A 15,918-nucleotide genomic window follows, 5' to 3' on the forward strand; every position below is an offset into this window, starting at 1 on the left:
AACGTGCCGCTAGAGTCACAACGAGCGTTTTGCCACAGATTCTTCCCAATTCCGACGGCCCCGAGTTGATGAAAGTTGTTTACCTGACTGCCGGTGCCGCCGGAATGTTCTGCGGCAGTTGCATGCATGACAACGCCATCGCCCGCGCGATGGCCGCCATCGGCGTCGATTGTGTCCTGCAACCGGTCTACACACCGATCCGGACGGACGAGGAAAGCATTGCCGACTCGCGGGTCTTTCTGGGCGGCATCCATGTCTATTTATTGCAACAGATGCCCTGGTTACGGTTCCTGCCCCGCCCGCTTCGCGGCCTGTTGGATTTCCCGCCGTTGATCCGTTGGGCGACCCGGCGTGCCGGCGGCGTTGATCCGGCCAAGCTCGGCGCATTGTCCATTTCCATGCTACGTGGGGCCGGCGGAAACCAAGCCCAGGAGTTCAAGCGTTTGACCGATTGGATCGCCGACGAATTGAAACCCGAGGCCGTGATCCTGACGAATCTTTTGATCGGCGGCGGATTGCCATCGCTACGCGAGCGGTTGCCCGATGCCAAGCTGATGGTGATGCTGCAAGGCGACGATATCTTCTTGGACCATCTGCCGCAATCAGCTCGCAGTGCGGCGATCGAGCTTTGCACGGACTTGGTCCGGCACGTCGATCACTTCTGCGTCCACAGCCAGTTTTACGCCCAGAAAATGGGGGCGTTGTTTGAGATCCCGGACGAAAAAATCGTCGTCACGCCACTCTCGATCGATCTTTCACCGTTTTCCACCAACGATCGCCCACCACGCCCAAGCGACTCCGAATTCCGACTCGGCTACCTGGCTCGCATCGCCCCCGAGAAAGGTTTGCATCGGCTGGTCGAAGCCTTTGAACGGATCGCCGCGGTCGACCCCGGCGTCACCTTGCACGCGGCCGGTTGGCTCGGCAACGGAAACGAACCCTACTTGCGCTCCATCGAAAAACGACTGCGTGACGCAGGGTTGGCCGATCGATTCACCTATCACGGCAGCCCCGATCTGGCCGGCAAGGCTCGCTTCCTTCGTGACATCGATCTATTGAGCGTGCCGACCGAGTACGAAGACCCCAAGGGATTGTTCGTGCTCGAATCGCTGGCCGCCGGCACTCCGGTCGTGATGCCCGACCACGGAGCATTCGGCGAACTGGTGCGTTCGACCGGCGGTGGCGTGTTGGTCCCGCCGGACAGCATCGATGCCCTGTCCGCCGCAATCGAAGAACTCAAAGCCGATCCGAATCGCCGTCGCGAACTGGCCGAAGCGGGGCGGCGCGGTGTCGAGCAGAAGCACTCGATCGCCGCCGCCGCTCAAGGTTTGGTGGATCTGATCGGACGTTAGAGGGGCCTCGCCCCGTAGCAGAATTCGCCAAGAATTTCGCTCTCCCGCGGGCAAACCGCGTCGGGTGCCGAAAGCCTTGGCGGCTTCCGCTACCTGCGACGCCCCACTAAGCCGCGCGATGCAACGTCGCCGCGGCGGCTCGTTGAAAATCGTCCCGCAACAAGGACCGTCGACGGCGGAACGGATCCAACACGCGGCTGGCTTTGTCTCGCAAGATCTGCTTGACCCAGAACGGATTGATTTTCGTCTTGCTGAAAACATGCATCCCGCGATGCGAGACGAGTTGCCGGCCGTAATGCGCCGCCACCGTCTGCAGCGCCCGTTTCGACCACAGGCTGATGTGCTGGCCGCCGTCCAACACGTAGTACCACCACTGGTCCGGTTGCGGTGCGGGGTCGGGGACCAGTTCGGTGGAAACGAACCAATGATCGGCGGTCGCATCGAGCACTTGCAATTCCCGGTGCGGGTTGTCGAAGTGTTCAAAGACCTCCAATGCCGTCAAGAAATCGAACCCGCCCGCCGACGGTTCGCCCTCCAACCCCGGTGCGAACAGGTTTGGGCAGTACGGATCGCGATGCAAAAAATGGTGTCCGCGGTCACGCATCATTCGCGTGAACATCCCGTACCCCCCGCCATAGTCCAAGCAGTAGAACGCTTGCGGGTACACGTATCGCAGCAATCGGTCGATGACCCGCGACAGGCGTTCGTTCCGCGCGATCAACCCGACGTCCGACGGGATGATCGCCTGGCGGTATGCTTCTTCCAACCAATAGGGTTCTTCGGTCTGAATGAACTGGCAATCGCGACAGCGAAAGTATTCGATCTGGTACTTGCCGATGATCGTCGCACTGGCGAACGAGTCCGAGGTGTTGCGACAAATCAAACAGTCCATTGTCATTGATCAGTTGAAGGAGGAGGAGAAGCGAAACGCGTGAGGAGAGAATCGAATCGGGAGTCGAAATGTCGTGAATCACCGGCCAAACGCAACTGCCTTCGCAAGCAGGCGTTTTCTGATCCCGTTTCCGACCGAACGAGCGACCCTAATCTTTGATCGTGGCATTACTCTAGTTGTCTAAAGCAACTCAATTTGCGTCCTTGACGATACGTTCGAAGAGTCGCCGTGTTCTCCGAACTCGGCGTGCGTGAAAAAGCGAAGCTTCGCTCCACGCCGACCTCGGAGAGGACGGCGACTGTCCAGCCCAATCGAAAAAGAAGGCTGCGGTAGATTTCTAGGCGACACACAACCGATTGTCACTCGACGTCTTTGTTTGCTCGGACACCGCCCGATAAACCGCGGCGGTGCGTTGTGCGGTGGATTGCCATGTAAACGACGCGGCGCGGCGACGCCCCGCTTGAATGATCGCCTGTTTGTTTGGCAACGTGTCGGTCAATGCCGAACGGATCATCTGGGCGACCATCTCCACATCGTCCGGATCGAAGTAGTAGCCGCAATCACCGGCCACTTCACGCATCACCGGCAGGTCGGAAACCATCACGGGCGCTCCTGCCGCCATCGCCTCCAGTGACGGCAATCCGAAACCTTCCGCTTTGGACGGAAACAGAAACGCCTGGGCGCGTTCATACAGCGTGCGCAACAACGCGTCCGATGCGTTGGGAATCAAGATGGCCGATCCGTCGTCACGCCATTGCAACTGAGTCGCTTCACGCCGCTTCATCGGCGGTCCGACCATCACCAACTTGGCCTCCTTGGGCAGTGCCCCGCCGAGCCGATTCCAAGCCTTCCATACGACCTCGAAATTCTTGTAACTGTTGCGGCGGCCGACAAACAGAACGTAGGGCGTGTCCGACAACGCTTCGGGCAACGCGGCGGGGGTGACGTCTGAAAGCGACGTCCCCAATGGAATCACGGACGCCTTGCCGCGACTGTCGGGGAAACGTTCACAAAGTTCGTCGTGGGTCGATTGAGAGATACAGATCAGGTGATCAGCCGTTCGAATCGCGGCGTGTTTGAGCGCGATGTGCTTGCCGGAGGGATCGAGCGACGGAACGGCCTCGTGAACAAAATCCAACACCGTTGCGATCAGCGGGCGGTCGCCCCGCCGGATCGATCGGCGACACAATCCGCTGTAATACGTCCAGTGTTCGATCTCCGCATCAATCGCGTCGAATTGTTTGCCGATCCGGCGCTGCATTCGCTCACGCGTCAGTTTTCTCAGCCACGACACCGGCGGGTCGGTTTGTACCCCGCGATAGCTGACTCGCCGATTGCAAAACTCCGGGGCTTCATCGACCGGGCCGACGACCGTCGGTTGACAATCGTGCGGCAAATGATGGATCAGTTCGGTGAAATAGCGTGCCACACCGCCGCAACGCAAAATCTGGAAAATCGCGCCCTCGTACAAGACTCTCATTTTGGATGCTGCCCGCAAACTTTTCGCCGAAAGAAACCTTCATCGAGTGCCTGTACCAAAATCAGGCTGGGCGTGAAAGAGAGTTTCGGGGATGCGTTCGCAGTTTGCTAGCATCAACGCAAGGCGTCTGTTCCAAGCCCATCGGACGATCGGAACCGAACGCCAGCACGACCTGCCGCCCCAACATTCAGCCCCGAATCATTCTGCCATCCCGCCCCCGATTCCCACCGATTGGATCGGCAGCGGTCGCAACCGGGAGAGGGAGAAAGATCTTGGAGGTATGAAGACTTGCTCAATCGAATTGATGTTGTCGTTCATCATTTTCTTACCTCCGAAATCTTCTTACCCGCTTCCACAACCGCTGAACAGACAGACGTCCGGTTCGACGAGGCTCGAAGTCTCTCTCGCGGGGCGCTTCTAATCGCAAAGCTGAGCCAGGGCCGCCGCATTCGCTTCGTCCTCAAAGACCGCAGCGACGGGAATCGCGAATCCATCGACCACCCGCGACTCGATCGATCCGCCGGCCAGTTTTTGGGCCAGATGGTAACCACTTTTGCCTTCCCGCAGAACGTACTGCTCGATCGTCTTTTCGTCGCAATCGATGATCCTGTACTCGGCGATGCCGTGCCGGGCGTAGTCCTGGAACTTGACACCCCGGTCGCGCGACACGGTGCTCTCGGATAACACCTCGACGACAAAATCCGGCGCCGGAAATTGCATGTGGTCGGGGCCGAAGGTCGCGGCTTTGTCTTTGCCAAAGAAAACGAGGTCGGGTTCGTAATCGTTGCGGGTCAGGCAGATCAACGTTTTTTCGGAAAAGACTTCGCCGAGAACCTTCTGGTGCGCGTAGAAACGCAACAAAGTGAACAGTCGCCCTGTCACTCTCAGGTGCTTTACCTTGGCCGGTGAATGCATCACCACTTCTGCGGCGATAAACTCTGCCTTCACGCTGGGCGTCAACTCGCGCCGGAACGCATCGCGCGCCTTTCGCTCGGCGGCCAATTTCGAATTGAGCACTTCGGCGATTTTCGGCAGCTCGGGGCTCGCAAAAATTGATTCGAGATTGGATTCGTCAAGCATTTTCGTGGTACTCTCCTCGCCCACAGTTTATCACGCGACCCGCCAAATTTGCCAATCGAATGAATCGCATTGCCGCAGTTTTGCTCTTCCTGTTCACCTTCCCTCTGCCCCTGCCTGGCGAAGACGCGGTTCAATTGAAGTGGGAGGAACTGCCGGCCATTCCGGACGCCCTGGGGTTTGCCGGCCCGTTCGTCGGCGTCCACTCGATCGCCGCCGCGGACCCGCAAGCGAGCGACGAAGTGTTGATCATTGCAGGTGGAGCCAACTTTCCCACGCCGGTCTGGGAGAACGAAAAAGTCTGGCACGACCGCGTGTTTGTGGCCACCAAGGACAAGGGAACGTTGCACTGGACCGAAGCCGGAACGTTGCCCCGGCCGCTCGCCTACGGGGCCGCCGTTTCGACGCCCGACGGCGTGCTGTGCCTGGGCGGCAGCGATTCCGAGCAAACGTTTCGCGACTGTTTTTTGCTGCGCTACAATCCACGATCCAAACAGATCGAAACGATCGACTATCCCCCGTTGCCGACACCGTTCGCCTTTGGTGCGGCGACGATCATCGGCAGCGTGGTCTACGTCGCCGGCGGGCAAAGTGATTCGGCACTGTCGTCGGCCATGAACCAGCTTTGGTCGCTCGATCTGTCACAAAAGGATTCCCCTGAATCTTTTCAGTGGCGATCGCTTCCCGATTGCCCGGGGAAGACACGGGCACTGAACCTGACCGTCAGTCAGCACAACGGGTTCGAAAACTGTGTGTATGTCATCAGTGGTCGTCGCCAGGAGGGTGATCAGACCGAGTTTTTGAAAGACACGTGGGAGTATTCGCCATCGACTCAATCGTGGCGAAAACGCAGCGACGCACCGCGCAGCGTGATGGCCGGGACGGCAATCGGGTATGGCCAAAGTCACCTGTTTGTACTCGGCGGCGACGACGGCGAACTGTTCGGCCGCGCCGACGAACTCCAGGACGAACATCCAGGTTTTATCCGCCAGGCTCTGGCCTACCACACCATCACCGACACGTGGACCAGCGCCGGGCCGACGCCGATCAACCAGGTCACAACGATCGCGGTCACGTTTGACGATTCGATCGTCGTCGCCAGTGGCGAAGTCCGCCCGCGGGTCCGGACACCGGGCGTGTATCGCGTGACGCCGGTCACGTCCACGCATGGCTTCGGCGGTTTGAACTATGTCGTGTTGTTCGGTTACCTGATCGCGATGGTCGGCGTGGGCGTCTACTTTGCCAACAAGAACAAGAACACCGACGACTACTTTCGCGGCGGAAAGAAGATCCCCTGGTGGGCCGCCGGGTGCAGCATCTTTGCGACGATGCTCAGCTCGCTGACCTTTACCGGAGTCCCCTCCAAAGCCTTCGCCCAGGATTGTGTGTACGCGATCGGCAACTTCATGATCCCGGTGGTCGCGGTGGTGGCCGTTTTCGTGGCCCTGCCGTTCTTTCGGCGCATCGATGCGACGAGCGCGTACGAGTACTTGGAAAAGCGTTTCAGCCGCCGGGTGCGGATGTTCGGCAGCGCCAGCTTTGCACTGTTCCATTTGTTTCGCATGGCCGTCGTGATGTCGCTGACGGGGCTGGCGCTGGCGGTCGCCACGCCGCTGACCCCCTCTCAATCCGTGCTGCTGATGGGCATCCTGAGCATCCTGTACTGCACGATGGGGGGCGTCGAAGCGGTGATCTGGACCGACACGATCCAAACCGTGGTCTTGCTCGGCGGGGCCGTGGTCGCAATCGTGTTGTTGGTGTCGGGATGCGAAGGCGGATTCGGAGGGTTCGTCGAGTCGGTGACCCAGGCGGACAAGGTCAATGTCGCCAACTTGCATTTCGACGCGACGTCGGGTCGCACCGCGTTGTGGGTGGTCATCATCGGTGCGATCGGGCAAAACCTGTCTTCCTACACCGCCGACCAAGCGGTCGTGCAACGATACATGACGACCGAGACGCAGCGATTGGCGGCACGATCGATCTGGACCAATGCGGTGTTGACGATTCCCGCGACGATTTTGTTTTTTGGGATCGGCGTTGCGTTGTTTGCGTTCTACCAATCGCATCCCGAAAAACTGGATCCGACGATCACCACCGACCAAGTTTTTCCGCTGTTCATCGCCCGTGAGATGCCGATCGGGTTGGCCGGGTTGATCGTCGCCGGCGTCTTCGCCGCCGCACAGTCCACCGTATCGACCAGCATGAATTCGACCGCCACGGCGATCGTCACCGACTTCCTGAGACCGCAACAGGTTTGCAGCAGCGAAGCCGGTTACCTGACCGCCGCCCGCGTGTTGACGTTTCTGATGGGCGTTGCCGGCACGCTGCTGGGGCTGATCTTTGTCGACCCGAACATCAAATCGTTGTTCGACACCTTCATCGCCGTGATCGGGTTGTTCATGGGCGTGCTCGGCGGACTGTTCATCTTAGGCGCGTTGACGACGCGGGCCAACGGTAGCGGTGCGATGATCGGCGCCCTGCTGGGCGCGTCGGTCATGTTCTGCCTGTGGCGATTCACGCCGCTCAGCGGATACCTGTACACGGCAACCGGGATCAGCACCTGTGTCGTCGCCGGCTACGGCGCCAGCCTGCTCCTGCCACAAAGTAAAAACGATCTGGCCGGGCTGACGATCCACACCTTGAATCGATCCGTGGGATAGGCTTCCAGCCTGTCATTCCATACGCTGCCCTCCAACTCCTCGTTCCAAGGCCCCGCCACGGAGCCCACTGATCAGTTTGGCTCCCGCCACACAACGCTTCTGCCGCGTGACGCACCAGCCCACGCGCACCCCATCATTCTGCCCCGAATCATTCTGCCGTCCCTGCCGTGACTTCCATCGACTCGAAAGAACACCATGGATTGGTGGAGAGGTAGGAAAATTTTGGAGGTGGGGAAATTGCCCCTCTCCAAGGCAGGCTGCATCTCAATATTTTCTTACCCCAAAAATCTTCTTACCCGATTTCCGCAACGGCCCCCAAATGTGACCTGCGTGTTTGCGCAGCCCAAGGAAGGGAGGCGGATACGTCAGGCCGTAAAAGCCTGCCCGACACGCGTCACCTCACGCGATCAGCTCCGGAATCACTTCGCCGCCGAATTGGCTGAGCTGTTTGAAGCGGCCGCCGTGGAAGTAGGTCAGCTTGTTGTCGTCCAGTCCCAACAGATGCAACAGCGTCACGTGGAAATCGCGAATCGGGTGCACGCACTCGACCGCCGACGAACCCAGTTCGTCCGTCCCGCCGACGACGCCCGGTTTCACGCCGCCGCCGGCCATCAGCATCGTCATCGCCATATTGTTGTGACCGCGTCCGAGCGAGTACACGCCGCCACGCTTGTTGTTGTCCGGCGTGCGGCCGAACTCTCCCGTCCAGATCACCAACGTGTCTTCCAGCATGCCGCGCTGCTTCAGGTCGCGAATCAACGCCGCCATCGGCTTGTCGACACTCTTGATCCGAGACGAGTGGCCGCGTTCCAGGTAATCGTGGCTGTCCCATCCGCCGCTGAAGATCTGGACGAATCGAACACCGCTTTCGACCAACCGTCGGGCCATCAGGCACTGGCGTCCAAAGGTCTCGGTTTCCGGTTCATCCATCCCGTACATCGAGATCGTGTCCTGCGACTCCTTGCTCAAATCGATCACGCCGGGAACTTCAGTCTGCATGCGGAACGCCAGCTCATAGCTTTGCATCCGGGCACTCAGTTTCTGATCCGCCGCACCGAGCGAATCCAAATGCGCCTTGTTCAGCCGCGCCAGTTCATCGAGTGCCCGTCGCTGGTGATCGCGCGATTTGAAATCTTGGGGTGCGAGATCCAGGATCGGCGATCCTTCCGGACGCAGACGCGTGCCTTGGTAGTACGGCGGCAAAAAACCGTTGCTCCAGTTCGTCGGACCGCCCTGCGGCAACGCCAGTTCGGTCATCACGACGTAGCCCGGCAGATTCTGATTCTCCGTCCCCAAGCCGTACGTCGCCCAGGCACCGACCGCCGGGTCGCCGCCCAAGCGGCTGCCGGTGTTCATGTGGAACAACGCTTCGGGGTGGTTGAGCGATTCGGCTTGGCACCCGCGATAGTTGCACAGTTCGTTCGCGACGTAAGGATCTGACAAGTACTTCCACTGGTCACACATCTCGATGCCGGTGTCACCGACCTTGTTGAACCCGAACGGGCTGCCGACGAAGAACTTGAACCCCTGTTCCTGGCCCGCCTTCAGCTTTGACTCGCTCTTGTGCAGTCGCGTCAATTCCGGCTTGGGGTCAAACGTGTCCATCTGCCCCGGTCCGCCTTCCATGAACAACATGATGACGTTCTTGGCCTTGGCCGGCATCATCGGCGGCTTGGGCGACAGCGGTGAAGTGCCGGCGGAAGCTTGCGCGGCGTCTTCGCCTTGTAGCATCGCCGAAAAGGCAACCGACCCCAGGGAGGCACCGAGTCCGAACAACGCGTCGCGACGATTAAGGTTGGCAGTCATCTGAGTTTGTCCCTGTGAATAAAGTTCGATCGTGATTGGGGTGTGTTTCAAAACTCACGCTCCCTGGCAGGGAGGGGCGAGCGAAGCGAGGGGAGGGGCGGTTGGGAATCAAATTCGCTCCCGGGCAGAGCCTGGGAGAACAATTGCGATGCCAGCGGGACGCGTCACGGCCTGTTGATCTAATCAGCCGCACGGCGCTAGCCGCGGTTCTCGCCGCCGCAAAACCGGGGCTAGCGCCCATCGGCTAATCGTTAGCTGTTTCATTTCGACTAAATCAACAGGCCGGTCAGCGACCGGCCCGTGATGCCGCAAACTCCACGAGCCACTGGCTCACGCTACGTGCTGGCATTTTTACTCGACATACATAAACTCGTTCGTGTTCCATAACAGCAGACACATGTCCGCCAGCGCCCGCGTCTCGGGAGACACATCGGCGGCTTTTTGATCGTACTGGTAGTGTTCAAACACCGGCAAAATCTCTTCGTATTCGAACACCTTGCCCGAAAACTCTTCCACCAGCGAACGCGTGATGCTGCTCGGATACTCGACCGGAGCCGGGTCGACCGACCGGTGATAGGCCTGCATCTCGTTCACGTAACGCGTCAGTTGTTGTTGCTCATCTTCCGATACGCCGCGTCCAAACGTCAATCGAAACGCCCGATCGATCTGCTCGGAAAGCTCATCGCGTTCCTTTTCCAGCCGCAGTGCGAAGGCGATCGAACGGTCGGTCATCGTCGCACTGTTCATCAATGTGAACACTTGCGGCGTCACCGAGGCGGATTCTCGCAACTCACACGACTCGTTCGGGTTCGGTTGGTTGAACAGTTCGGTGAACGGATCAGCCATCCCGCGGACGTGATAGGCATAGATCGTTCGTCGGTTCCGCTGGTCGGCCTCAGGCGACGGTTGGTAGGACGGGGCCAGCGAGAACTGAATCATTCTCGGTTGCAACGCCACCTCCATGTTGATTTCCGGCTTGATCGGAACACCACCTTCGCAATGACGCAATTCACCGGTGATCGCCAGCACGCAGTCGCGTAGTTCCTCCGCACTCAACCGACGGCGTGGGAAATGCGACAGCAATCGGTTGTTCGGGTCGACTTCTTCCAGACGATCGCCGGCGGTCGGGACCGTGGATCGGCGGTAGGCGTCCGACAGCATGATCATGCGATGCATGCGTTTGATCGTCCAACCGTTCTCGATGAAGTCCGAGGCCAGGAAATCCAGCAGTTCGGGGTGCGAAGGCTTGTCGCCCTTGGCACCAAAGTTGTTCCCGTTGGCGGCCAAACCGACGCCGAAATGGTACTGCCAGATTCGATTGACGATCGAACGCTGTGCCAAGGCGTTGTCCGGATGCGCGATCCACTGGGCCAATCCCAACCGACGTCCGTCGACGTCCTGGGTCAACAGGAACGGGTCCTCGCGGTCAGCGGAATCGGTTGATGTCGGAGCCGGCAATGCGACCGCGCTCAACACGCCCGGCAAAACCTTGTCGCCGAGTGCCGTCAACGCACCGCCGACCAGGATATGGTTGACGACCGTCTTGGTGTCCTTCTTCGGTTTCCCGATCCGCAGCTTGCGAGCCCCGTTCCACGCCATTTCGGCGTAGGCAGCGTTGTAAACGCTCTGAGCCATCGGTTTGTAGCGTTCCAGACGGCGATTCCAAATCCACTCGTCTTGCTCGCGGACCTTCAATTGGCCTTGCTCGACATAATCCAAACCGACGTGTCGTTCAGGCTTCTCTTCGTCCGGCAGGTTCTTGCGTTCGTTTTCGTTCTTGTAGGGCAAGCCGTGTTCGTCGAACCATTTTTTGGCCGCGGCTTCGCGTTTATCAACCAGCTTCTTTTTTTCCGAGACGGCAAAGTCCAACATCTTTTGGACGTGCTCGCGTCCGCTTTCGAAGCCTTCGGTCGATTCCTCCGGCAACAACGGCACGTTCCGTTCGGCCATGTGCGTGGTCGAAAACGCCGCGTACATGCGGTAGTAGTCGCGGGTCGGAATCGGATCGAATTTGTGGTCGTGGCACTTGCAGCAACGCATCGTCGTCGACAGGAATGTTTGGCCGGTGATGTTGACCAGGTCGTCCAAGTAGATTTGTCGCGCCTCGTCGGCGTCGATCATCGCGTTGTCCCACGGGCCCAGTCGCAGGAAGCCGGTCGCGACCAGCCACTCGGCTTCTTCAGCCGTGTAGTCGCCGTTTAATCGCGTTTCCTGGACGACGTTTTCGTCCCCGCCGCTGCGGGCTCGAACCGATTGATCGGCCAATTCATCTCCGGCCAGCTGTTCGACGATGAACTCGTTGTACGGTTTGTCCTCGTTGAAGGACCGGATCACGTAATCACGATAACGCCACATGTTGGAACGCTCGAAATCGTTCGACATCCCACCGGTGTCGGCATAGCGGGTGACGTCCAACCAGTGGCGTCCCCAGCGTTCACCGTAACGCTCGCTGGCCAGCAACCGATCGATCGTCGCGGCCCATGCCGCGTCGGCGTCTTCGTCCCATGCTTTGACGAAGGCGTCGACTTCGGCGGGCGTCGGCGGCAATCCAGTCAAATCCAATGTCGCGCGACGCAACAGGTCTCGCGGTTCGGCTTGCGGGGCGGGTTCCAACTCTGCCTGCTGCAGTTTTTGATCCACGAAGTAGTCGATCGCTTCATCGGTCGATGTGCCTTCGGGCAACAACTGCGACTTGGACTTCAACGGCTGCCATGCCCAGAGGTCTTCTTTCTGGTAGCGGCGATCGGTCCATTGTTGGCTCGTTCCACCGCTGGTGGTGAACAGCACGCCGTCCTTGGTTTCTTTCTTGGTTCGTTCTTCGTCGCGGTAACGTTGTTGCGTTTCTTCGTCCGGCCAGGGGGCACCGCTCTTGATCCAACGTCGGAACAGATCGACTTGTTCCTCCGTCAAGCGATCGTTTTCCTTGGGCGGCATCTCCAGGCCTTCCCAGGCGATCGCTTCGATCAGCGTGCCCTGGTCGGGGTGCCCCGGAACGATGGACGGTTCTTCCGACTCGCCGCCGCGCAGCAAGTCGTCACGGCTAACGACGCTGAAGTCGCCCTTGATGTCGTCTTCTTCTCCGCCGTGACATCCCAAGCATTTGTCCGTCAGCAGCGGCAGGACCTTGAGCGTGAATTCGCGTTCGGCCGCGATCTCCGGATCCGCGTCCCATTCCGCCGCGGCCGGTTCATCCGCCCGAACCATCCCCGCCATCAACAATACCATCCCTGCCAGCGGCAAGCGTAAGCGAGCGGCCCCTACCACCAGCAAGCGTAAGCGAGCGGCCCCAGCACCCATCCCCGCCGCCCGTGACAGAAAACCGCCACCACCGACCCCGTTGCGGCGATCACTCGTTCGTCCCCAATAAAGATTCAATTTCATTCCGGTGTCCCTATCGCTCATTCGGGTTTCCAACGTGATACAGGTTTAAAATTTCGGTAGCAGAAAGCGCGCCGGAGAAAAGCGCGAACTCGTCCACACTGCCGTTCAAGTTGCGGACGACAAACGTCGCATCGCTGCGATACATCGGCTGGCTCCAATTGCAGATCGACGCGGAGCCGATCTTGATCGAATCGACAAGCAACGCTTCGGGGACCGATTGGCGGCTGATCGGTTCTCCGTTGACATAGTGCGTCACCAGTTTCTGATCGACGTCGTAAACCGTTGCCAGCATCGTCCACTGGCCGCTCATCGAAGGGTCCCAGAACGGCGGCGAGTAAAACACTTGGCGCTCGCGTTCTTCTTGCGTCCAATCGTCCATGTTCGGTGGTTTGACCGAGAAGAACATTCGGCCGTCATTCATGATCTGCCAATGCGGCTCGCGTTCTTCGTGACCGTCGGTCAGGAACAGCGAGTTGTACCAGCGGTCCAGGCTGTTGATTTTGACCCAGCACATCAGCGTCAACCCGCGATGTTCACCGGGGACGACGACGCGGACCCGGCTGCCCATGCGGCTGAAATCCAGCGCACCGCCGTCGCGGCCCCAGCGGTCTTGGGTGCGAGTCGCTGCGACCACCGCGCCGTCACCGGCGATCGCGGTGCCGTTGACTCGGCTCGCGGCCGAGGCCCGATTGACCAGTTGTCGCGACCAGCCTTGGTTGGGATCGACCAAGTAGTGCGCCATCAGCCGCGGATCGTTGCGAAGCATTTCGGTGGCCAGCTGCCACTGGCGAAAGTGGCCCGATTGACGCCGGGCCAACGCGTCTTGAAACGCGGCCGGTCCGACCAACGCGATGTCGTCGACCGACTCTCGGGTCACCGTGCCATCGGCAGCCAGCTCGACGCCTTCGCCGACACGCAGCCGCCGGGTGCCGGAATCACTCGGCCGCAACTCCACTTCACCGTCGACCACTTTCACGCTCGAACGCATCTCGTCGACTTCGACCGCGAACTCGGTGCCCAGATCGATGACTTCGCCGGCGCCGGTTTTCAAACGGAACCCTTGAGCGGGCTCGGGCACGTGCGCCCGTGCGCTGCCTCGCTGCATACTGACTTGCATCGGCGAATCGATTGAAAACACCGCATCGCCGCGGATCACCATTTGCACGCCGCTGAACAATTCGACGTGAACCAGACCGGAAACGAGGTGCAGTTCACCTTGCGGCAACAGTCCGCCGTTGTCGATCGGGGCACCATCCCAGACCGCATCGGTCTGGCCGCTCAAGACCGCAAATCCCGTTGCCGAAGGTTCGTTTTCCGAGCGGATTTGCGCGGGCGAGTTTTCATTGTCCCGCTCCGCGGTCTCGCGATCTGCGGCGCTAGGAAGCATCGCGACGATGAAGACCAACGCGGCCGCGATCGCGACCAGGACACCGGCCCAGCGGCGCAGGCGACCAGACTGTCGATCCGTCGCGGCAGCGGAGCGATCGGGCGATGGACGTTGTTCTTCCGACGCCAGTTCGGCCAGCAACAGATCCATTTCCAGACGCCGGTAGTACGCCTTGCGGACCTCCGGATCGACGATCAACTCGGCTTCCAGTCTCAGGAAATCGGCTTCGCTGATGTCACCGTCCAGCAGTGCATCCAACAATGTGGCTTGTTCATTCGGAGTCATTGGCGATCTCCCGTAGCGGCCAGTCGCCGCTGGATACAATCGCCCAGCGAGGTGCGCAGCCGGTGAAGGGTCACTTTGATGCCGCCGACCGAGCGGCCGAGTTGGTCGGCAAATTCGGCCAGGGATTGCTGTGAGGCGTAGCGGCGCATCAGCAGGTCGCGGCTGGCCGGCTTGAGCGACTGCATGCACTCGCGGAGGGCCGCTTGCCGCTCTTCGAAGTCGTCGTCGACCTCGGCCAATTCCGTCGCGATCGTCTCTTCCAATTCGTCCGAGAACCGCAGTCGACTGTCGCGGGCTTGGCGTTTGCGATGATTCAGGACCTCGAACCGTGCGACGGCCATCGCCCAGGCTTTGAAATTGGTCCCGGCTTCGAAATCACCGCGTTTTTCCCAGATTTTCGCGTTCGCCTGCTGGATCACATCGCCGGCGGCCGGGTCGCCAGGCAGCAGCGCACTGATGTACAGCCGCAAAGGCAGCTGGCATTCGGTCAGCAGTGCCACGAAAGCGGAATCGCCCAGCGGGTTGGGATCGGCGGAATCGTCGGCGGGAGGCAAGTTCACGGGGTCCATGGTAGCTAAATGCCGCCAAATCCCCACAGGTTAACAAGAATCGAAACAATTCTTCCCTAAAACCACGTCCCCGCATTGTAGAACCGCTGTCCCCAGCTGTTCCCCTGGCCGCCCCGCGGCCACCCGATCCCCTGGCCGAACGATCCCCAAAAACCGCTCTCCCCACAAGCATCAAGTAAAAAATCGACGCCTACAAACAGCCTACACACAAGCGCATTGCCTCCTCCTTCCGGCGGGCGAGCATTTTTTCAGTCGTTGATCACCACGGAGCTTCGCCATTCTCTTCTCGCCGCGCTGAATCTTAGGAAGGTGATTCCCTACGGATAGCAGCGCGAACCCACGGATCCCAGCCCGCATCAAATCCGTGGGATCGCGCTGCCATCGGTGGGCCTATTCAATTCCCACAGCCCCCCGCCCCAACACCAACCACCCCATCATCCCCGGTCGCCAGCCCCATCGTTCTGCCCGGAATCATTCTGCCCACCCTCTCACCATCGCCTGCCGCACCCACCACGCCTCGCACGCCGACGATCACGTCAATGCTTGACAAGCCGCGCGAAGAATCCATGACCCCGGGGCCGGTGAAGCATCCTGCGCAAGGACGCCCGGATCGCTCCGACCATCGCTCGTGCCCCACTTGAAACATTCCCCGTTCGCTTACCGGGCGGCTCATTTTCAGGTAGAAACAATGACGCAACGTTTCCCACCGAGCCTCCATCATGCGTCTCGCAGCCCACCGAATCGTCCAGCCTTGAGGGCTCCACATCGCCGGCCCGAGGCGGCTCAGCGGTCGGAGGATCGATTGCTTCCATCTTCGCCGTACCGCTGCCCGTTTCTTCCCTCTCCTGCAGCCGATCGAGCGGGCTAACGACCTCCTTTTCCGCATCATTCAGGCAATGCAGATAGATCATCGTCGTTGAGACGTCTTTGTGCCCCAGCAGTTCTTGCACGACCCGTATGTCCGTGTTGTCTTTCAACAGATGAGTCGCGAAACTGTGACGAAACGCGTGCGACGTGATGCGTTTCAGT

General features: G+C 59.9%; 10 protein-coding genes. 2 read left to right on the top strand and 8 right to left on the bottom strand.

All coding sequences use genetic code 11. The features are described 5' to 3' along the window. Nucleotides 1-29: 29 nt before the first annotated feature. On the top strand, nucleotides 30-1,352 hold the full coding sequence (locus H1B37_RS26545; RefSeq protein WP_286178217.1) for a glycosyltransferase family 4 protein: 1,323 nt from the start codon (nucleotides 30-32) through the stop codon (nucleotides 1,350-1,352). Between the two features lie 106 nt (nucleotides 1,353-1,458). Here the strand turns inward: H1B37_RS26545 and H1B37_RS26550 are convergent, their stop codons facing one another. The 3 genes from H1B37_RS26550 to H1B37_RS26560 form a co-directional block, all read right to left on the bottom strand. Then, complete coding sequence (locus H1B37_RS26550; protein WP_182870299.1) at nucleotides 1,459-2,244, bottom strand: class I SAM-dependent methyltransferase; 786 nt, start codon at nucleotides 2,242-2,244, stop codon at nucleotides 1,459-1,461. 337 nt (nucleotides 2,245-2,581) lie between these two features. Further along, complete coding sequence (locus H1B37_RS26555) at nucleotides 2,582-3,724, bottom strand: glycosyltransferase family 4 protein (RefSeq protein WP_182870300.1); 1,143 nt, start codon at nucleotides 3,722-3,724, stop codon at nucleotides 2,582-2,584. Nucleotides 3,725-4,141: 417 nt separating this feature from the next. Continuing rightward, on the bottom strand, nucleotides 4,142-4,804 hold the full coding sequence (locus H1B37_RS26560) for a Uma2 family endonuclease (RefSeq protein ID WP_182870301.1): 663 nt from the start codon (nucleotides 4,802-4,804) through the stop codon (nucleotides 4,142-4,144). A 59-nt stretch (nucleotides 4,805-4,863) separates the two neighbouring features. Here H1B37_RS26560 and H1B37_RS26565 point away from each other — a divergent pair, with 59 nt between their 5' ends. After that, nucleotides 4,864-7,461: a sodium:solute symporter family protein gene (locus H1B37_RS26565; protein WP_182870302.1), complete on the top strand. Its 2,598-nt coding sequence runs from the start codon at nucleotides 4,864-4,866 to the stop codon at nucleotides 7,459-7,461. A gap of 399 nt (nucleotides 7,462-7,860) precedes the next feature. Here H1B37_RS26565 and H1B37_RS26570 read toward each other — a convergent pair whose 3' ends face one another. The 5 genes from H1B37_RS26570 to H1B37_RS34110 all read right to left on the bottom strand — a co-directional run bounded on the left by H1B37_RS26570 (nucleotide 7,861) and on the right by H1B37_RS34110 (nucleotide 15,917). Then, nucleotides 7,861-9,267: a DUF1501 domain-containing protein gene (locus H1B37_RS26570; RefSeq protein ID WP_182870303.1), complete on the bottom strand. Its 1,407-nt coding sequence runs from the start codon at nucleotides 9,265-9,267 to the stop codon at nucleotides 7,861-7,863. Between the two features lie 351 nt (nucleotides 9,268-9,618). Then, on the bottom strand, nucleotides 9,619-12,648 hold the full coding sequence (locus tag H1B37_RS26575; protein WP_286178218.1) for a PSD1 and planctomycete cytochrome C domain-containing protein: 3,030 nt from the start codon (nucleotides 12,646-12,648) through the stop codon (nucleotides 9,619-9,621). 10 nt (nucleotides 12,649-12,658) lie between these two features. Beyond that, complete coding sequence (locus H1B37_RS26580; RefSeq protein ID WP_182870304.1) at nucleotides 12,659-14,320, bottom strand: LamG-like jellyroll fold domain-containing protein; 1,662 nt, start codon at nucleotides 14,318-14,320, stop codon at nucleotides 12,659-12,661. Continuing rightward, complete coding sequence (locus tag H1B37_RS26585) at nucleotides 14,317-14,880, bottom strand: sigma-70 family RNA polymerase sigma factor (RefSeq protein ID WP_353620926.1); 564 nt, start codon at nucleotides 14,878-14,880, stop codon at nucleotides 14,317-14,319. The genes H1B37_RS26580 and H1B37_RS26585 overlap by 4 nt, the downstream gene beginning before the upstream one ends. Before the next feature lie 545 nt (nucleotides 14,881-15,425). Beyond that, entirely contained in the window at nucleotides 15,426-15,917 is a 492-nt protein-coding gene (locus tag H1B37_RS34110) for a tyrosine-type recombinase/integrase (RefSeq protein WP_286178219.1), read from the bottom strand. Between the last annotated feature and the right edge of the window lies 1 nt (nucleotide 15,918).

The sequence above is a fragment of the Stieleria mannarensis genome, assembly GCF_014154935.1.
Classification (GTDB): Bacteria; Planctomycetota; Planctomycetia; order Pirellulales; family Pirellulaceae; genus Stieleria; species Stieleria mannarensis.